The 19505-nt window shown below is 41.3% G+C and carries 24 protein-coding genes; 3 read left to right on the forward strand and 21 right to left on the reverse strand.

All coding sequences use genetic code 11. From position 1 onward, the window contains the following. Positions 1-834, forward strand: an 834-nt coding sequence (locus ACIGG7_RS05155) for an IS3 family transposase (protein ID WP_397549101.1), incomplete at its 5' end; no start/stop codon positions are given. A 387-nt stretch (positions 835-1221) separates the two neighbouring features. On the opposite strand, the gene ACIGG7_RS05160 is transcribed toward ACIGG7_RS05155, so the two are convergent. From ACIGG7_RS05160 to ACIGG7_RS05235, 16 genes are all read right to left on the reverse strand, one after another. Next, entirely contained in the window at positions 1222-1995 is a 774-nt protein-coding gene (locus ACIGG7_RS05160) for a CheR family methyltransferase (protein ID WP_224940376.1), read from the reverse strand. A gap of 147 nt (positions 1996-2142) precedes the next feature. Next, on the reverse strand, positions 2143-2589 hold the full coding sequence (ndk, locus tag ACIGG7_RS05165) for a nucleoside-diphosphate kinase (RefSeq protein WP_148995560.1): 447 nt from the start codon (positions 2587-2589) through the stop codon (positions 2143-2145). Positions 2590-2691: 102 nt separating this feature from the next. Then, positions 2692-3654 carry a heptaprenyl diphosphate synthase component II gene (gene hepT / locus ACIGG7_RS05170; protein WP_397549102.1) on the reverse strand — a complete coding sequence of 321 codons (963 nt, stop codon included), beginning with the start codon at positions 3652-3654 and terminating at the stop codon, positions 2692-2694. 27 nt (positions 3655-3681) lie between these two features. Continuing rightward, positions 3682-4383 (reverse strand): demethylmenaquinone methyltransferase, encoded by a 702-nt coding sequence (locus tag ACIGG7_RS05175; protein ID WP_397549103.1) that lies wholly within the window; start codon positions 4381-4383, stop codon positions 3682-3684. A gap of 6 nt (positions 4384-4389) precedes the next feature. Beyond that, positions 4390-5223, reverse strand: coding sequence for a heptaprenyl diphosphate synthase component 1 (locus ACIGG7_RS05180; RefSeq protein WP_224940373.1), 834 nt, complete (start codon positions 5221-5223; stop codon positions 4390-4392). A gap of 198 nt (positions 5224-5421) precedes the next feature. Further along, a complete protein-coding gene (gene mtrB / locus ACIGG7_RS05185) occupies positions 5422-5643 on the reverse strand; it encodes a trp RNA-binding attenuation protein MtrB (protein WP_034758340.1) in 222 nt (73 codons plus the stop codon). 13 nt (positions 5644-5656) lie between these two features. Then, positions 5657-6223 (reverse strand): GTP cyclohydrolase I FolE, encoded by a 567-nt coding sequence (gene folE / locus ACIGG7_RS05190; RefSeq protein ID WP_224940372.1) that lies wholly within the window; start codon positions 6221-6223, stop codon positions 5657-5659. A 228-nt stretch (positions 6224-6451) separates the two neighbouring features. Continuing rightward, on the reverse strand, positions 6452-6724 hold the full coding sequence (locus ACIGG7_RS05195) for an HU family DNA-binding protein (RefSeq protein WP_034758336.1): 273 nt from the start codon (positions 6722-6724) through the stop codon (positions 6452-6454). A 1053-nt stretch (positions 6725-7777) separates the two neighbouring features. Continuing rightward, positions 7778-9256, reverse strand: coding sequence for a stage IV sporulation protein A (spoIVA, locus tag ACIGG7_RS05200; protein ID WP_034758333.1), 1479 nt, complete (start codon positions 9254-9256; stop codon positions 7778-7780). A 251-nt stretch (positions 9257-9507) separates the two neighbouring features. Beyond that, complete coding sequence (locus ACIGG7_RS05205; RefSeq protein ID WP_224941301.1) at positions 9508-10176, reverse strand: hypothetical protein; 669 nt, start codon at positions 10174-10176, stop codon at positions 9508-9510. A gap of 71 nt (positions 10177-10247) precedes the next feature. Further along, positions 10248-10436: a DUF2768 domain-containing protein gene (locus ACIGG7_RS05210; protein ID WP_224941300.1), complete on the reverse strand. Its 189-nt coding sequence runs from the start codon at positions 10434-10436 to the stop codon at positions 10248-10250. A gap of 360 nt (positions 10437-10796) precedes the next feature. Then, positions 10797-11843 carry an NAD(P)H-dependent glycerol-3-phosphate dehydrogenase gene (locus ACIGG7_RS05215; RefSeq protein WP_397549104.1) on the reverse strand — a complete coding sequence of 349 codons (1047 nt, stop codon included), beginning with the start codon at positions 11841-11843 and terminating at the stop codon, positions 10797-10799. A gap of 17 nt (positions 11844-11860) precedes the next feature. Beyond that, positions 11861-13171, reverse strand: coding sequence for a ribosome biogenesis GTPase Der (der, locus tag ACIGG7_RS05220; protein ID WP_224940370.1), 1311 nt, complete (start codon positions 13169-13171; stop codon positions 11861-11863). A gap of 175 nt (positions 13172-13346) precedes the next feature. After that, positions 13347-13538 carry a capping complex subunit for YIEGIA gene (locus ACIGG7_RS05225; RefSeq protein WP_224940369.1) on the reverse strand — a complete coding sequence of 64 codons (192 nt, stop codon included), beginning with the start codon at positions 13536-13538 and terminating at the stop codon, positions 13347-13349. After that, on the reverse strand, positions 13535-14431 hold the full coding sequence (locus ACIGG7_RS05230; RefSeq protein ID WP_224940368.1) for a YIEGIA family protein: 897 nt from the start codon (positions 14429-14431) through the stop codon (positions 13535-13537). The genes ACIGG7_RS05225 and ACIGG7_RS05230 overlap by 4 nt, the downstream gene beginning before the upstream one ends. Continuing rightward, positions 14428-15042 (reverse strand): YphA family membrane protein, encoded by a 615-nt coding sequence (locus ACIGG7_RS05235; RefSeq protein ID WP_224940367.1) that lies wholly within the window; start codon positions 15040-15042, stop codon positions 14428-14430. The genes ACIGG7_RS05230 and ACIGG7_RS05235 overlap by 4 nt, the downstream gene beginning before the upstream one ends. A gap of 107 nt (positions 15043-15149) precedes the next feature. Between ACIGG7_RS05235 and ACIGG7_RS05240 the strand changes: the two genes are divergently transcribed. Both ACIGG7_RS05240 and ACIGG7_RS05245 read left to right on the forward strand, forming a co-directional pair. Further along, a complete protein-coding gene (locus ACIGG7_RS05240) occupies positions 15150-15281 on the forward strand; it encodes a YpzI family protein (protein WP_224940366.1) in 132 nt (43 codons plus the stop codon). Between the two features lie 101 nt (positions 15282-15382). Continuing rightward, positions 15383-15523, forward strand: coding sequence for a hypothetical protein (locus tag ACIGG7_RS05245; protein WP_224940365.1), 141 nt, complete (start codon positions 15383-15385; stop codon positions 15521-15523). Positions 15524-15593: 70 nt separating this feature from the next. On the opposite strand, the gene fni is transcribed toward ACIGG7_RS05245, so the two are convergent. From fni to ACIGG7_RS05270, 5 genes are all read right to left on the reverse strand, one after another. Next, on the reverse strand, positions 15594-16652 hold the full coding sequence (gene fni, locus ACIGG7_RS05250) for a type 2 isopentenyl-diphosphate Delta-isomerase (protein WP_397549105.1): 1059 nt from the start codon (positions 16650-16652) through the stop codon (positions 15594-15596). A 12-nt stretch (positions 16653-16664) separates the two neighbouring features. Next, positions 16665-17798 (reverse strand): 30S ribosomal protein S1, encoded by a 1134-nt coding sequence (gene rpsA / locus ACIGG7_RS05255; RefSeq protein WP_224941299.1) that lies wholly within the window; start codon positions 17796-17798, stop codon positions 16665-16667. 119 nt (positions 17799-17917) lie between these two features. Further along, complete coding sequence (locus ACIGG7_RS05260) at positions 17918-18499, reverse strand: lysophospholipid acyltransferase family protein (protein WP_224940363.1); 582 nt, start codon at positions 18497-18499, stop codon at positions 17918-17920. Position 18500: 1 nt separating this feature from the next. After that, positions 18501-19169, reverse strand: a complete 669-nt coding sequence (gene cmk, locus ACIGG7_RS05265) for a (d)CMP kinase (RefSeq protein ID WP_397549106.1) — start codon at positions 19167-19169, stop codon at positions 18501-18503. A 128-nt stretch (positions 19170-19297) separates the two neighbouring features. Then, positions 19298-19486, reverse strand: coding sequence for a YpfB family protein (locus ACIGG7_RS05270; RefSeq protein ID WP_224940361.1), 189 nt, complete (start codon positions 19484-19486; stop codon positions 19298-19300). Positions 19487-19505: the final 19 nt, after the last annotated feature.

Below are 19505 nucleotides of genomic sequence, written 5' to 3' on the forward strand. Positions count from 1 at the left end.
GAACTAAGGAACGAATTCCCGGTGACTAGAACGATAAAAGTAGCTAAGCTGTCTAAAAGCACTTACTACCACATCATAAATAAATGGGACCAACCCGACCCTGACCGCAAATGGAAAAGAAGAATCAGTTTCATTTACCATAGGCATTCAGGGCGCTTTGGATACCGCCGTATTACGGACGTCCTTCAGGAAAAAGGACACGATATTAATAAAAAGAAAGTACTTCGAATCATGAGAGAACTAGGACTTCAATGCGTTGTGCGAATGAAAAAGTATAAATCATATAAAGGGGAAGTCGGAAAAGCAGCTCCCAACATCTTAAACCGGAAATTCAGAGCCGAGAAACCCAATCAAAAGTGGGTAACAGACATTACGGAATTTAAATTATTTGGGCAGAAGCTTTATTTGTCCCCCATTTTGGATCTGTTTAACGGCGAAATCATTACGTATACTCTTCAATCAAGACCCACGTTTGATTTGGTCGAAACGATGTTGGCACAAGGATTGAAACACGTTAATGATGGAAACGAGCTCTTGATTCATTCCGATCAGGGCTGGCACTATAGAATGGCTCAGTACCGAAGGACACTGAAAAAACATAACATCACCCAAAGCATGTCTCGTAAAGGAAACTGTTATGACAATTCCGTCATGGAGAACTTTTTTGGGATTCTGAAATCCGAATTCCTGTACTTACAAGAATTTGATAGTATCGAGCACTTTAAGGACGAATTGAAAGAATACATGTATTACTACAATCACCTGAGAATTAAATCAAGGTTAAAACGAAAAAGTCCGGTAGCTTATCGGGTTAACACCGAATTAGCTGCATAGAAAATAAGTGTCCAACTTTATGGGTCCAGTGCAAGTACGCTTCCGGGGTCTCAGCACGCCCGTTTTCGAGTCTACACAGTTCCCCTCACCCTCTTAATAAGTCTTTGGTGACAGAGCTACATGTTTTTAGATAAAGCAAAAACGTACTTTTGAAAATAGGATATTCGCTAAGGGTGCTCGACACCTGGGGGAAGCGCTGTACATAATGAAAAGAGAACACATGGTGTGGAATTCAACCACTACTCACCACTTTAAAACCAACAATGTTTACGAAAACAGTTTAAAATAAAAAACGATGCGAATCCGCCATATAGCGAGAATTCCCTTTTCCATTGCTTTTGGAAGGCAAGGAGGAATTCACCTAATGCAGATCGACATCGCTGTGTATTATATTTTTTTATAGAAGAATGTATCCTCGGTTTCAAATCCATATTGTGAGGGGTTAAAGATTTGTTCGGTGCTTCCTACAAAGAGGACTCCACCCGGTTTTAATGCGGCATTGAATTTTTTATAAAGCATGCTTTTGGCTTCTTCTGTAAAATAAATCAGCACATTTCTGCAAACGATCAAGTCATACTTTCCTTCGAATGAATCCGAGAGCAGGTTTTGCTGCTTAAAGGAAACCGTCCTCTTTACCTCTTCATTCAGTTTATACAGCGGTCCCTCACCAGTGAAATGATTTCTTCTCATTTGTTCTGGAATTTCAGACAGTGACCTTTCTGGGTAGACACCGTTCATGGCGCGTTGAAGGGCGTTTTTATCAATGTCCGTTGCCGTTATGGTTCCATTAGGTAGCGGGACATATTTAGACAAGATCATGGAAAGTGTGTAAGGTTCTTCACCGGTGGAACAAGCAGCACTCCACACTTTAAATGATGTATTTCCCTCCAGTAGTCTTGGGAGGATTTTATTCTCCAGCACTTCCCAACGCTTGTAATTACGAAAAAATTCCGAAACATTAATCGTCATCCGATCCAAAAACTCTTCCATTTCTTCTCTATTCCGATTCAATGAACTAAAGAATTCCTGAAAGCTCCCGTATCCTTTTTTTTCATAAAGGGCGGTTAACCTTCTCTTCATTTGTGCTTCTTTATAAAGGGACAAATCGATTCCCGTTTTCCGTTTGATTCCTTGAATAAATTCACTATAATCATTTGACATTAGGTCCACACTCTCTCTGCTCTGAATAAGGGTTTACAGCTATATTATGTATATCGAACATTCAAAGAAAAAGTTAAATCTGATCCAAAGAAAAAAAGCAAGCCGTTTATAAAACGACTTGCTTCTAAATCGTAAAGCTCTCGTATATTAGTAAACCCACTCGTTCATTAACTTAGAATATTCTACTAGTTCTTCTTCTTTGAAAAACAAGCCGATTTCTCTTACAGCGCTTTCAGCAGAGTCAGATCCGTGGATGATATTTTTGCCGACCGTAAGACCGAAATCACCGCGGATTGTACCAAGAGCAGCATCCTTCGGATTCGTAGCACCCATCATTCCACGAGCCGTCGAGATAACGTTTTCCCCTTGCCAAACCATTGCAAATACAGGTCCAGAAGTGATAAAGTCAACCAATTCACCAAAGAATGGTCTTTCTTTGTGCTCACCATAATGCTCTTCAGCAAGCTCGTTTGAAATGCTCATTAGCTTAGCACCGACTAATTGAAAGCCCTTTTTTTCAAAACGTGATACGATATCACCGATTAATCCTCTTTGTACGCCGTCCGGTTTAACCATTAAAAATGTCTTTTCCATCTTCCCCACTCCTAAATATGTATGTATGGTAGTCACAAGGACATCCCACGAAAATAGTAACACTGATTGGGGGTTTTGGCAACGTTTCCATTTTAAATTTTCTTAATATTTTCTCTTACCAATGAAATTCGCGATATTTTTAAGGGTTTTCTTTACCCGGTTATAAGGAAGCTGATCAAGATCTTTCAGGGCTCTATCAAGGTACATTCTGCTGAGATCATGAGATCGCTCAATGGCATCGGTAGCAAGAATGGACGAGATGACCTCTTTCATTTCTTCAGGTGTGGTATACTCCGTCACTTTTTCAATCTTGGATTTGAGACTTGGATTTTCCATGGCGTATAGGATGGGAAGTGTGATATTTCCTTGCCATAAGTCACTTCCTGCTGGTTTACCCAGTTCTTCCTCACTTGCTGTAAGGTCTAATATATCATCCGTAATTTGAAAGCTCATTCCCACATTGTAACCAAATCGGTATAAACGTCGGTGGATCTCTTCAGGTGCACCGGAAGAGATGGCGCCAAGCTGGCAACTCACAGCAATTAGCAATGCGGTTTTCCTTTTTATCCGCAAGAGGTAGTTTCGCAGGTTCTGATCAAATCGATATTTATCTTCGATCTGAGCGATCTCGCCTTTGCATAGCTCTACCAGAGTGTGAGATAAAATCTGATGAGCTTCCGGAACCTTTATGTGAGTCATATACTCCAGAGCCCGTGCAAAGATATAATCTCCCGTATACATCGCGATGCGGTTGTCCCACTGTGCCTTAATTGTCGGTTTCCCTCTTCTCAGCTCTGCATCATCAATGACGTCGTCGTGCACTAGAGAGGCCATATGCATCAGTTCTAATGCCACGGCTACATTTTTCACAATATTGATATCGTATTGTCCAAACTTTGCAGAAAGCAATACAAATACCGGCCGGATTCTCTTACCTCCTGCTTGAAGAAGGTGAAGGGAGGCTTCTTGTAAGAGCTGGGATTCAGATTCAATCGCCACTTCCAATTCCTTTTCTATTTCATCTATATCCGTCTTTAGAAACGAATACATCCTGTTTAGCTTCATAGTTTTTCCACCTAATTTACGAATTTCTTACTTTCTGCCGGAATGCATAGCGGCAACGCCACCACTATATGGCTTCACATGTATATTGTTGAAGCCCGCTTCTTCGAACATCGCTGCAAGTTCCTTCATGCCTGGAAAATCCCTTGCTGACTCCTGAAGCCAGGAATATTCATTAAAGCTCTTCGCGAAGATTTTTCCAAACACAGGCATCACAAAACGGAAATATGCGTAATACATTTGCTTGAAACCCAGCATGGTGGGTTGGGACGTTTCAAGACAAACTGCCATCCCGCCAGGCTTCACCACGCGGTTCATTTCCTTTAAGACGTGCAGATAATCCGGTACATTACGTAAACCAAAGCCAATCGTCACATAATCGAACGTGTTATCGTCAAATGGAAGCTCCATTGCGTTCCCATGAATCAATTCGATATTGTTCATACCGGACTGTTTTACTTTTTCCTTACCGATCAATAACATGTTTTGACTAAAATCAAGACCTACCACACTGCCAGATTCACCGACTTTTTCCCCAATGGCCAACGTCCAGTCCGCGGTACCGCAGCAAACATCAAGAGCCTTCGAACCAGGCTTCACATCCATATGCTTCATGGTATCTTTTCTCCATTTTTTATGCTGCTGGAAACTGATTACAGAGTTCATCTTATCATAATTGGAATAAATTTTTTCAAATACTCCATGGACTTTTTGTTCTTTCGACTGCTGCATGTCGTTTTACCCTTCTTCCGCGTATAGTTTGGTCATAGGTTCAGGTTCCTCATAAGGCAAAAGCTCTACGATAAGCTTCTTAAAATACAGGGAACCAGGCTCGATGGTCTCCAACTGTGCCCGCACCTTACTCTTAGTCCCTTCTATGAGTTCATCCATCTGTGATAGCAAATGTCTGCTCTCTTCCTTTGTTAAGTGTAAGATCGAGTCTTCTTGATCGGAATGAATCGTTAATGTAGTCAATGCTTTGAGAAAACTCGTATTCTGTAAATGTTCAAAACAAATTTTCTCCTGAACAAGCTTCTTACAGAGAAGGATTTCTTCAACGATTTCAATCCATTTCGTATCTTCAAAAAAATGATAAAAGTTCGAAACAATCGCTGACTCTCTTGTCTTCATCCTCTTCATTAATGCATCTAAATTTTCATGTTCTTCTTTGTAGATAGATATTTTGCTTTCGTTTATTTCTTTAATCGCTTTGGCTAAACGAGAAATAAGCTCTACATCATCTGTTTCTGCAAGGATTTTATAGTAGAGGCTGCTAAAGTATACCCCTGCGAGTACAGTCAACTGTCTTTCCTTTAAGGGATCACGCTCAGATATTGTAACCTTTTCATGGGTATCAAGGGCTATCTGCAATAACATGGCAGTTGAAATCCACTGTACGACTTCCTTACTAACCGCGCGTCCTTCGCTTACGAATGGCAGGAGCAGAAAATAGATCCGGTCCCGGTCAATATACGGTTGATCGATGTATTCCTTCAGATAAGAGTGATGCAACTGCTCTTCTATGTATTGATGAATGATATTCGCTTGATGGTTACAATCAATGAATTTCATACCCTTTAATCCCCATTTCTACTATGTATCAGTCTAAAAATTTCAGCATTAAATATTATACCATAAAATTCTTTGCAATAGGGAGGGTGAGTCTCCCTCGTTAAGCTGATTATAACAAAGGGGACGACCACGAAGCCGAATACTTCTTAGTCCGTCCCACCGTTATACTTCTCTATCAGCCAAAATCAAAATAGATGATTATTTCTTATTATCACTTTCAACTTCTCCATAGCTGGTGACGATGGTTGCTTTCCCTCTTACTTTGATCGCAGATGTGTGATCCGTAAATTGAGCAATCATGACTTCGCCTTTATCCAGCTTTTCGGAATGATGAAAACGGGTGTCTGTCCCTCTCGTCAAACCGATGACATTGACGCCATCTTCAATGGCTTTAATGACAATATAATCATTTGAATTCATTTGTCGATCACTCCTAATTCTTTATAAAAGAAAGAACTTCACTGCGTGCCTGAGCGTCTTCTTTGAACGTGCCTCTTACAGCTGTTGTCACTGTGCTTGATCCAGGTTTCTTCACGCCTCTCATCGTCATGCACATATGCTCCGCTTCAACGACTACCATTGCACCATGAGGCAGTAGGGTTTCCATGATCGTATCCGCTACAGTTGCGGTAATCCTTTCTTGGAGCTGGGGACGTTTAGCAACGGATTCAACAGCCCTTGCCAGTTTACTTAATCCCGCAACCCGTCCATCCCGAGGAATATAAGCAACATGTGCTTTTCCATAGAAAGGAACCAGATGATGCTCGCACATCGAGTAGAATGGAATATCCTTCACGAGTACCAGCTCTTCGTGTTCTTCACTGAATATGGTTTCAAAGTATTCCTTCGGATCGTGATCGAGTCCGGAGAACACTTCTGCGTACATTTTCGCCACACGCTTTGGCGTATCCAATAAACCTTCTCTATTAGGATTCTCTCCAATTGCTTCTAAAATTAATCGAATTGCTTCTTCTATTTGGCCATGATTGACTTGTGCCATAATGTTGTCCTCCTAAAATAACTTAAAGAAATAGTAACATTGTTAATATTAGCACAAGCCTATAAGGTCATCAAAGACTAGTGCTTTAGAAGTTTTATAATAATATAAAACAGTTTACTTGAGAACAAATTTCCGTACATAATTTCAATTTGCTCGAACCATAATAGAACAGAACACAAAAAAGGCCGCATAAATATGCGACCTTCCCGTTACGCTCAAAGTATGTAATTATTTTACAGCTTCTTTAAGCGCTTTACCTGGTTTAAAAGCAGGTACTTTGCTTGCTGAGATTTCGATCTCTTCACCTGTTTGTGGGTTGCGACCTTTACGGGCTGCACGCTCACGTACTTCGAAGTTACCGAATCCGATTAATTGTACTTTATCACCGTTTGCAAGTGAATTTTGAATTGTATCGAAAACAGCGTCAACCGCTTTAGTAGCGTCCTTCTTAGATAGCTCAGCAGCTTCTGCAACAGCATTGATTAGTTCTGTCTTATTCATGCCATTCACCTCCTCCCAAGGAAATGTCTCAGTCATGATTCATTTACTTTATTATCATTAGTAAACAACTTTAGCGAATTCTATACATAAAGTGTAGAAAAATCGCTTGAAAACGTTGCTGAATCAATATTCAACAACAATTCTGTTAAAAGATTATCACAAAGGATTGACCTTAGCAAGAACAAATCAAGAAATAATGGGAATCTTTTCTTATTTGAAACACAAATGTAATACAATTACCCTCAATCCCTTTGTCCATGCACTCTATTCAACGTATCACTTCTTTCGGATGACTGCAACTGATACCTTCTTGATCAGGTTCTCTTTCTTACTTCCCAACCTTGGAATCCCTTAAACATCAACACCCATTTCCCCCTTCTACTTGCATACTCTAAATCGAGGAATATCCGAGCACACCAAACCGCCACAAACGCTTATGTATCAATGGTTAAGTCATTATCTAAAATAAATCAGTCACCTATTCAATTCTTCTATAAATTTATATTTATACAATGTTGATTTCTGTTTCCTAATCCAGGGTTCAGATAAAAAAATCTTTTTTTATTAGGCTGTTTTCGTAAACATTGTTGCTTATGAATAAGCGAGAGGTGGTTGATTTTCGCTGCAGGTGCTCGCTTTCCGCGGGGCTGGCCCCTCGAGGTCATAAGTCAAATCAACCAAAAAGGCAAAGAACGCCTTTCCAGTTGATTTGACTTATGCTTGTCGAGTCTGACCAAGCCACCTCTGCTTTTCGTCCTGTCCAGCGTTTCCCGCAAGAGTCGAGCACCTGTAGCGAGAATCAACTGTCCAAGCATAAATGTTTCAGTAATACCAGTGTAAATGCCAGGATCACTTGCACCAACTCTTTTTCTTGTAGTAGCAGTGACCAATTATAGTGAATAGTACTAATACTCTGCTTAACTGATATTTATGAACCATATTGCTCTGTCAACACTTGCTACTAGTGACAGAACTTTTGTAAATCATAGTCTTTTCTTTGCGAAAAGAGCGTTTAAAAAATGAAAAAAGACCTTCCTAAGAAGGCCTAGACATTTATAAGATGATAGCGATCAATCCACCGGATCCTTCGTTAATGATTCTTTCTAATGTATCCTTTAGTTTGTATCTTGCATTTTCAGGCATCAGTGAGAGTTTAGCCTGAATTCCTTCTCTTACGATGGAACTTAAGCTTCTTCCGAAGATATCGGAATTCCAAATGGACAGCGGGTCATCTTCGAAATCCTGCATTAGGTAGCGTACCAATTCTTCACTTTGTTTCTCTGTGCCGATGATCGGTTCAAACTTTGACTGTACATCCACTTTAATCATGTGTATTGATGGCGCCACTGCCTTTAAGCTGACTCCGAATCTGGCTCCCTGTCTGATGATCTCCGGTTCATCCAGACTCATATCATTCAATGACGGAGCAGCAATACCATACCCTGTCTGTTTTACCATTCTTAATGCATCGGAAATCTGATCATACTCGGCTTTGGCATGTGCAAAATCCTGCATCAATTCCAGTAGATGATCTTTCCCGCGAATTTCAACTCCCACAATTTCCTTCAGGACTTCATCATACAATTCATCAGGAGCGTACAGGTCAATTTCCGCAATCCCCTGACCCATATCGATACCGGCAAGTCCCGCTCGTTCAATATGATCGAATTCACTGAAATAATGTACAACCCGGTCCACATCCCGAAGGCGTTTAATATCTTTAACCGTTTCCTTTACAGCTTCCTGGTAGTTCTGTCTTAACCAATGCTCTTCTTTCAATACCATGACCCAGCTTGGAAGGTTGACATTCACCTCAAGCACCGGGAATTCGAATAATGCTTCCCTTAGTACATTCAGTACATCTGAGTCCCTCATACTCTCCACACTCATAGCAAGGACAGGGATGTCGTATTTGTCTTGAAGCTTCACTCTCAGGTCTTCTGTCTCAGGGGCATGAGGTCTGGCCGAGTTGATAACCATGATAAAAGGTTTACCTACTTCTTTCAATTCCTCGATGACCCGTTCTTCCGCCTCAATATAGTCCCCTCTTCCAATCTCACCGATTGAGCCGTCTGTTGTCACAACCACTCCGATCGTGGAATGTTCCTGGATAACTTTTCGCGTGCCGATTTCGGCTGCTTCATGGAATGGAATAGGCTCTTCATACCATGGCGTATTGATCATTCTAGGGCCATTTTCATCCTCGTATCCCTTAGCACCAGGGACCGTATACCCTACACAGTCTACCAATCTAATATTTACTTCGAGACCTTCATCCACATGAACCGAGATGGCTTGATTCGGAACAAATTTCGGTTCAGTCGTCATGATGGTCCTACCTGCTGCACTTTGAGGCAATTCATCCTGCGCTCTTGCACGTTCTGATTCGCTTGCGATGTTAGGAAGGACAACAAGTTCCATGAACTTCTTGATAAATGTTGATTTCCCTGTTCTTACTGCTCCAACCACACCTAAATAGATATCTCCGCCTGTTCTTTCAGCAATGTCCTTAAATAGATCGACTCTTTCCAAGAGATTCCCTCCCATCTTATATTCCAGGGATGTTTCATCCGTGTATTCTGTGTCTCACATTCTATATTTATGATTGTCCCAATGACTTATGACTATTAATATGCTATTTTCCCCTCCTTATGATTAAAAGTTGAAAATTTATTATGTCTTAGCATTTATGATCATTTGTTTTGATGAAATAACCCTATAAAGGATGACATAAAAATAATAACCCTTCCCTTACAATATATTTTGTAAGAAAAGGGTTATGCCTATTTTGTCATAAAGACAGGTTCGTTATTTTCATCAACAGTATAAGGTAAAGAATAGGCAGGGACAAAATAGGTGCCATCTACAAGCATATCTCTGATATCTTCTCCTCTTTCCCATTCTCCCTTGCTGGACTCCAGCTTTTCAAATAAGTCCATTGAATAGTCCACAAAAATTTCACCGTCCCCATTTATAACAAGAGGAAGATTTTTATTCGAATATGGACTGTTTACGTAAACTTCTTCCTCATACCCAAGTTCTTTGTAATTCAATGTATACACATTATTAGCTACTTCCTTTTTAAACGGAGGGTAGTCTTGGGCTTGAATCCTGATTTTCAATTCTCTGATTTGTTCAGCTATTCGAAGGTCGAAAATCTTGACTTCCGGTTTATCCTCCACATTTACAAGGACATATTGAAAAATCCCACCATTTTCAAAGGCGTTGCCCGGGATTTCCGGTAAATACCTCGGAGATAATTTCCTGAAATCAATAGGATATTTTTGGTAAATAGGGGTATCCTGGTCCCTAGTCTTTATCGGAAGCAATCCACCTTGATCTTTCTGATAGGCTTCCACCGCTTCTTGTACAGCCTTCACTTGTGTTTCATAAGGAATTTGATTTTGACTTAGCTCTTCCTCCGGATATAAGCAACCTGATAGTAAGCTCATCGTGATTATGAGAAGAAATGCTGTAATACCTATGCGCTTCAATCTAAAACGTCCTTTCAATCGGGCGGAACCTAGTTGGTGGGTCCGCTGAATACTATATAAATCATCATAAGGCCACCGGCGATCATCATTATGTATGCCATGAAAGCTGTAATAAAACGCAGGAACTTCTGCTTAATCTTATACCTGCTGAAATAGATCGTTAATATGGCAAAAAACATGAACCCCATTGATGCAAACGAAATCCACATCTTCATCATCGAATCCAAAGTACATCCCTCCTGTTATCGAATGTATTATATCATAAGATTTTTACTAAAGAATAGAAAAGAATAGTTGTTCAAGAATCTGTTACAATCCATATTGAGAAATATTTGAATGTCATCCTGTGACTAAAAAAAATCTCCTCGAGTATCAACATCATAGACGTCAATCACTCGAGGAGCTCTGAATAAGGGAGACCTACCCATCCATAGGCAAAGCTGTATATATTCATGACAGTGTATGCATCTGCATCAACGTTCGCATCCTCGAATGCCCATAAACCGAGGATTTATTCTACACTTAATAATAAATGGTCTTTCGCTATGAAATATAGATCTCCATTTTTCTTTTCAGGTTCAGTTTAAACGCTCACCAAGTATATTCACAAGGTCTTCCATTTCATTCGTTTTCACTCGACCCATCAAATGATCTACCGCTTCTTTCGCCTCGACTTTATTGAAAAGGACATCATAAAGTGCATCTGTAATCGGCATATTCACTTCATACTTCTCAGCCAGCTGGTGTGCAGCTTTTGTCGTGCGCACCCCTTCTACGACCATACCCATATTGGCTAGGACCTCATCAAGATTATGCCCTTTACCCAACATGTTCCCGGCTCTCCAGTTTCTTGAGTGAACACTTGTGCACGTTACGATAAGATCTCCAATTCCTGTCAATCCTGAAAACGTTAATGGATTAGCTCCCATTTTCGTTCCAAGGCGGGCGATTTCCGCGAGTCCCCGCGTTATAAGTGCCGCTTTCGCATTATCTCCATAACCCAAACCATCAGTGATCCCTGCAGCAAGGGCAATGATGTTCTTTAGTGCACCGCCAATTTCAACACCGAGAATATCTGGATTTGTATACACACGGAAATTCATGTTCATGAACAGGTCCTGAATTTCTTCAGCCGCCTTCATATCTTTCGAAGATACAGTCACAGTCGTAGGATGCCTTAAGCTCACTTCTTCTGCATGACTTGGACCTGACAATACCACTACCGTATGTAAATTCTCAGGTGCCATTTCATCTTCGATCAATTCTGAAATCCTGAGGAGGGAATCAGGTTCGATCCCCTTACTCACATGAACGACGGTCAACGGACTTCTTTGAAATTCTTGAACCTGTCCCAGGACGGAACGGATCGCTTTCGTAGGAACTGCCAGAATGATGGTGTCTACACCATCCAGTACCTCTTTAAGGTCGTGATATCCAATAATGGAATGAGGAAGCTCAATACCTTTTAAATACTTATGATTGGTATGTTTAGAGTTGATCTCGTCAATTTGTTCTTTCTTGTGGCCCCATAACCTGACTTCCAATCCATTATCAGCAAGAACCATCGCAAGAGCCGTCCCCCAGCTTCCCGCTCCGACTACCGTTACATTTTTTGAACTTTTCATTTTTTACACCCACCTTATTATTTTCTAGCTCGGGCAATAATACGAATAGGAGTTCCTTCAAATCCAAATGCATCGCGTATTCTGTTTTCCAAGAATCGTTCGTAAGAGAAGTGCATCAATTCAGGGTCATTTACAAATACGACGAATGTAGGTGGCTTTACAGCTACTTGTGTCGCGTAATAAATTCTTAGTCTCTTACCATTATCCGTCGGTGTCGGATTCATTGCAACCGCATCCATCACCACTTCATTCAATACGCTTGATTGTACACGCATGGCGTGATTTTCACTTGCCGTATTTATGATTGGCAGCAAAGTATGAATACGCTTCTTTGTTTTCGCAGAAAGGAAGACGATCGGAGCATAGTCAAGGAATTGAAAATGTTCACGAATATTCTTTTCCCATTTGTTCATGGTCTTCTCATCTTTATCCACTGCATCCCACTTATTCACGACAATCACGACAGCCCGACCGGCATCGTGGGCATATCCTGCGATTTTCTTATCCTGCTCAATAATGCCTTCTTCACCGTCAATGACGGATAGGACGACATCTGAACGCTCTATGGCTCTAAGTGCCCTTAACACACTGTATTTTTCAGTGGTTTCGTACACTTTCCCTTTTTTCCTCATACCTGCTGTATCAATGATGACATAATCCTGCCCATCATACGTATAAGAAGAGTCAATGGCATCCCGTGTCGTTCCTGCCACGTTACTTACGATGACACGATCTTCCCCTAATAGAGCGTTGACTAAAGATGATTTCCCTACGTTCGGACGACCGATCAAAGAAAACTTGATGACATCTTCCGCATAGTCTTCATCCTCTTCATGCTTAAAGTTCTTGACAACTTCATCAAGAAGATCTCCCAACCCAAGCCCATGAGAACCTGAGATAGGAAATGGCTCGCCAAATCCTAAAGAGTAAAAATCATAAATCATTTCTCTCATTTCAGGATTATCAATTTTATTTATTCCCAACACGACCGGCTTTTTGGAACGATAAAGAATTTTGGCTACAATTTCGTCAGCTGCTGTGACGCCTTCACGTCCATTAGTCAAAAAGACAATGACATCGGCTTCATCAATCGCGATTTCTGCCTGCTGCCTGATTTGATCCAGGAATGGTTCATTCCCCAGTTCTATTCCACCTGTATCAATGATGTTAAATTCATGCGTCAGCCATTCTGCAGAACTATATATTCGGTCTCTAGTTACACCCGGTACATCTTCGACGATGGATATTCTTTCCCCAACAATTCTATTAAATATCGTGGACTTCCCAACATTCGGACGCCCTACGATTGCTATTACTGGTTTTGTCACGTTATTCACCCTTTCTGTAAGAAGTTGTCCTGTTCTTACATTTCCTCTTTTTAAACCATTTCAATCATATTAATGTAGTGCTATGCATAAGAAGGACTGGCCCTTAAGGTATTGTTTCCTTATGGGACAGCCCCCCTAACTTTACTATTTTATCAATAAAAGAATAAACTGGCAATCAATGTTTTACAATGATAAATAGTCCCTCAGCAATTTCATGCGCAATCCCATCCAAAATGGCTTCTAAATTCGCACAGATTTTTTGTAATTCTTCGTCTGTTTTACAATAGAAGACACTTGTTCCGCTCGGTACTTTTTCAGGTGTTGTTGTCACGGTCGCGAGGATGAACTTCTGTATAGTGGTACTCATTCTATAGGACTCCCCTCTTGATTCGCCTTAGACTCGGACGGCATCCTGATCGCATTTTCCAAGGTCGGTACCTGCCCTAGAATGGCGATAGCTTTTTCTACATCTTTACGCTGCGGCAAAACAAATACTCCGACTCTTCCATCGTCTAAGTCTCTCTTAGCAAGAGGAGTTAGAGCAGGAGTCCCTGAATCTTTAAAAATCCCCAGGGAGGTCGACATGTCATGAAGAATTGCCTGACGTTGACCGAGATTCGCGAGAGTCGATCTTGCATCGAATGATTTGGGTGAAAGGATAAACCCCATCCCGTATCGCAAGATTTCCTCCTGCCTTACTTTAAGACCGATATTCATGATATAAATGTTATCAACATATAATCCTGCACCGTCAAAGTGAGGCTTCACATATTCAATGTCCACGATGTCCTTCAAACGTCCGCCGGCCATTAGCTTATGAGCAAGTACCATACAAATGGCACTAATCACTAGAGCAGCATATATGTTAAAAACGATATACGCAATCGTGGCTAGAAGAGAGGTGAAAATGACTAAGTAATTTCGGCTTTCAAAGGCAATGGCAATTCCTTCGATGTATGTAGCCCCTCTTGGAACAAGCTCATATGCATCAAGCTCCGTAAGCGTATTTCTCTCCATATTTCTCACGTCCCTGAACTGAGAAGCAGCAACCGTAAGAAACGTAATCGCCGTGAAATTCTCTTCCAATAAAGCAGGAATGGCGATGGTGCCTAGACCTGCTGCAATGAAACCAAGTGCAATATGTATAATCTTTCCGTGCAGATATGTTGGATATTGGCGATAGTCCGTACGAAGCATATAGATTCTCGTCAAAGTCCCTACAACCACACCAAAGATCACCGGATACACATAGACATTCATAGATTTTTCATTTCCCCCTTATTTGGCTGTGTCTTGATCGTAACGAACTGATTCAACTCTCCGAACACCTTCAATGCAAAGTGTAATCCTATGGACAAAGCCAGAATATCCAGGTAGGCCGGACCACCAATGGGATAGGTGAATCCTACGTTGTTTAATGGAACGCTAAGAAAGAAATCGCCAATCACACTACTTCCACCGATCGCGATGACACGAAACTCGGAAAGGGAAGAATGACCATAAAAAAGAACACTCACCAGCACAAAGGACAAAGAAAGAATATAATCACGATCCATAAACATGAGGACAGGGTCATAAATAGAAAGCAACCCAACCCCTGCATAAAGCATTCCCATCGTCAGTACAGCGATAAGCATATATAACTTATCCTTCAAATGAAGATTTCTTATGTATAGGATACAAATGAGTGCGAGTACAAAAACAGGAAAGGATACCTCCACCGATGCAATCTTCATTCCATAAGGAAATGCACAAATGAGAAGTAAACAAAGAAAAGAATACCGGAAACGATGTGGATGAGACTTTCTCATTAAAAACGTTGTATAAATCCACATTCCCCAAAGTAACCACAAATACATAATCCCATCCATACCCAATCTCCCCCTCCTATTATCTACATTATGGAAAATCTTTATGTATCTCATTCACGTATGAATAAACTTTTCAAAGAAAAAATAAAGAAGGGAGGTGTATTCGAATGGGTAAAGATCGACAAGAAAAGAAACTCAAACAAAGCAAACGAGTGGAATCTGACAGAGATCAAGGCTTACACTACAACGGAGCAACCAGCCTTGAGGGAACGGAAGAAGCTAAAAAAGGACAGAGGTAATCAAGAAAAGTGGAAGGGGCTTGCCCTGGGGCGACTTATGACCTCGATCCCCAAGCCACTAGAGCTGGACACCACAAAAAGCGGAGGCGGCTTGGTTAGAGGTGACAATCATATTCGTTCTCATCGTTTATCTGCCATCACTCATTAATCCAGCCGAAATCGTAAAAGATCCGGCCGTTTTGAGTGATAATCCAGTAGAAATAAAAGGGAATCCGGCCGCTTTCACTAATAATCCAGCCTAATTCTAAAATTCCCCATAACGAAACTATTTCAAAAAAAAAGAACGATTTCTCAAACTGAGAAATCGTTCTTTTACATATTTAACGCTCTCCTGCTATATCCTTCAGGATTCAACCCTCTCATTTCAAGCCAATGATAAACGTGGCCCGATAATACCATTGGTACGCTATGAAAATCCTCAATTTTCCTGCATCCGAGAGCACACATTAAAAACTGTATATCTGAATGAATTTGGCGTACTTCCTCAATGGTATCCTCCAGACCTGATTCAAGTAGCTGCTTAAGGATGACTCCAGCCATTCCAACGGCTGATGCCCCTAAACCAAAAGCCTTAACGATGTCTAAGCTATTCTGGATACCTCCGGAAGCAAGAATAGGCTTATCCGAAGCAGCGTGGCACTCGGCCAGGGATATGGCAGTGGGAATCCCCCAATCATCGAAAAAATCCAACATCCGTTTTCGGCGTTGATTTTCGATTTTCGAAAAATTTGTCCCGCCGAACCCACCTATATCGATGGCTGAGATATTAGAGTGGGACAAGGCATCTGCAACTTCTTTGCTGATGCCAAAACCCGTCTCTTTCACGATGACAGGGACTGAAATACGCTCGGCAATCTCCTTTATTCTGTCCAATGCCCCTCTGAAGTCACGGTCGCCTTCAGGCATCGTCAGTTCTTGTATCACATTCAAGTGAATCTGCAAGGCGTTGGCTTCAATCATTTCAACGGCATCTCTCGCCTGCTGAACGGTAGCCTCACTGCCTAAATTACCAAACACCATCCCATTCGGGTTGTGCTTTCGTACAATTTCATACGTACTTCGTTCGGTACGGTCTTTAAGCGCTGACATTTGGGAACCTACCGCGATCGCAAGACCCGTTTCCCTGGAAAGGATTGATAATTCTTCATTAATCTTTGATGTGGATTCCCCACCTCCACCTGTCATAGCATTTATGAAAATTGGCGAACTCCAAGTAAGTTCGCCAATTTGAGTCTGTAGATGAATGTCATCTACTGCTATATTCGGTAAGCTTTGGTGGACAAAAGCCACTTCATCAAAGCCGGTCTTGCGTTGTTGGCCGGTTGATAAAGCATAATTAATATGGTCTTGCTTTCTTTGAGCTCTCGTCACAATTCATCACCATTACTTAAGATCTTTTAGTTTGTCTCCAATCATTTCGCCCAATTGGAAGCCGGTACTTTCTTCAGGCATTTCGTAGTCGGTTACTTCTTCCTCTTTTTCTTCGAGGGCCTTGATGCTTAAGGATAGGCGTTGTTCGTTTTCATTAACGTCTAGTACCTTCACTTTCACATCCTGATTTTCTTGCAGTACTTCGTGAGGTGTACCGATATGCTTATGTGAAATCTGAGAGATATGAACAAGCCCTTCGACTCCAGGTAACACTTCTACAAATGCACCATAGGAGACCAGGCGTTTTACGACACCGTCCAACACGCTTCCTTTAGGTGCCTTTTCAGAGATTTCACTCCATGGTCCAGGCAGGGTTTCTTTAATGGATAAAGAAATACGTTCGTTGTCACGATCGACACTCAATACCTTCACCTGTACTTTTTGACCTTCTGTAACGACGTCGGAAGGCTTTTCAACATGTTCATGAGATAGCTGAGAAATATGAACAAGGCCATCTACCCCACCGATATCGACGAATGCACCAAAATCCGTGATTCGTTGAACCGTTCCTTCAAGTACAGCACCGGATTCGATATCCGTCAGGAGCTTTTTCTTTTGCTGTTGCTTCTCTGCCTCTACTACAGCTCGGTGGGAGAGGATTAAGCGGTTCTTCTCCTGATCTAATTCAACAATTTTGAACGTTAACGTTTTATCTTTATAGTCTGAAAAATCCTCAACATAATAATCTTCAACCAAAGATGCTGGAACAAATCCCCGGACTCCAAGGTCGACAACAAGGCCGCCTTTTACAACATCTTTTACTTCAGCTTCAAACACGTCACCGTTTTCAAAGCGGCTCTTCATTTCTTCCCATGCCTTTTCAGCGTCCACTTTACGCTTGGAAAGAACCAGTAGCTCTTCTTCCACTTTTGTCACGATTAACTCAAGTACATCCCCTTCATTGACTACATCAGAAGCTTTTTCAATATGAAGGCTCGAGAGTTCACTGATTGGAATGATGCCATCTACTTTACTATCTTGAACGTCGACTAAGACTTGTTTTTCTTCAACCTTAGTAACTGTTCCTTTCACTTTTTCACCAATTTCAAGGTTCTTCACTTCAATTCCATTCATGTCTTCCATTATGTACTCCTCCTTAATCCATGACTGCAAAGATTTTGATTATTGTAAGACTTCGCAATATAAAATATTCTTTCTACTAACTTCTAATAAATACTACATTTTGTCAAGCGGGAAACCTTATATTATTGATGTTCATGTATCAGGTTTTCAATATGCTGCATAATGATTTCCGTCGTTTTCTCCGCATTCAATCTTTCTTCGCGGATACTTTCCATCGGGATCGGCTGCCCGAATACTACCTTCAATTTCTTGAACGGCTTGTATGGTCCGATGATGGCACAAGGTACAACGTAAGCATCAGAACGGAGTGCAAAGAATCCTGCACCAGCCAATCCCTTTCCTATTTGTCCTGTCTTACTTCTTGTACCCTCTGGGAACAGTCCTAAAACATCTCCCTCTTTCAAAACCTGCAATCCTTTTCGAAGTGCTTCCCGGTCACTCATCCCCCTTTTGACAGGGAATGCACGCAACCCAGGTAACAGCTTTCCGAGTAAAGGGACACCGAAGAGCTCTTCTTTAGCCATGAAGGAGACAGGCCTCGGGGCAGAGATCCCCACAACAGGGGGATCAAGGTTATCAATATGATTGGCACAAAGCAGCACCCCGCCATCTTTTGGGAAGTGCTCCAATCCCTGTACCTCTATTCGGTACAATGGAGAAAGAATCGACTTAACGAGACCTCTAGCAAAGGTATATAGGTTCACTTTAACCTTTCCTTTCTACTAACACCATAATTTGGTCCACGACTTCTGATATGGAAAGGGACGTGGTGTCTATTTCCGTGGCATCCTCTGCTTTTCTAAGCGGGGCCACTTCTCTTTCTGAATCAATTTTGTCACGGCGGGCTATTTCTTCTTTTAATTGATCCAGGTCAGACGGGTATCCCTTCGAGAGGTTCTCTTCATGTCTCCGTTGGGCCCTTTCATCAACACTCGCAAGTAAAAAGACTTTGATTTCGGCATCTGGAATGACATGAGTTCCAATATCCCTTCCATCCATCACCACTGCGCCTTCCTGGGCAAGTTCCTGCTGTCTTTTCACCATCTCTTCCCTTACACGAGAATGAACAGCCACGTGGGAAACGGAATTGGTCACAGATGCCTGACGGATTTCATCTGTTACGTTCTCCCCGTCTAGTAACACAAGCTGTCCCTGATCTGAAGGTTCAAGATCAATCGTCGTTCCGGATAGCAATTGATTCAATTCTTGTTCATTATGCAAATCTACATTATTGGTCAAAGCTTTATACGTTAATGAGCGATACATCGCACCGGTATCAATATAAAGATAAGATAATTTTCCTGCCACTATTTTGGCAACCGTACTTTTGCCTGCAGCTGCAGGACCATCAATCGCAATTCTTAATTTTTTCAATTCGTCCACCTACTTATGTTCCTAATAATTTTCTTACCCATTTTAACATAAATCTACGATTTCGTTTAAGGATTCTTTTCTGATGAGTGTGTTACCTCACAAACCCATTCAGAAAAAGAGAGCAGGTTTCATTCTCCTGCTCTGTTTGAAATGGTTTCCACTATATCACTGTATTCCATTTTCTCCACACCTTCATAAAAGACGATCTTATGAAGCTCTGGAATGATATTCAATTGATGGACCATAAATTGTACCGCTATTAATAATATAAAGTGTATGATGGCTAATTTAATTAAGATCCGTTCAACTGTTTTCATCTAACATCACCCTTTTTCT

The sequence above is a fragment of the Rossellomorea sp. NPDC077527 genome (assembly GCF_044542955.1).
Taxonomy (GTDB): domain Bacteria; phylum Bacillota; class Bacilli; order Bacillales; family Bacillaceae_B; genus Rossellomorea; species Rossellomorea aquimaris_E.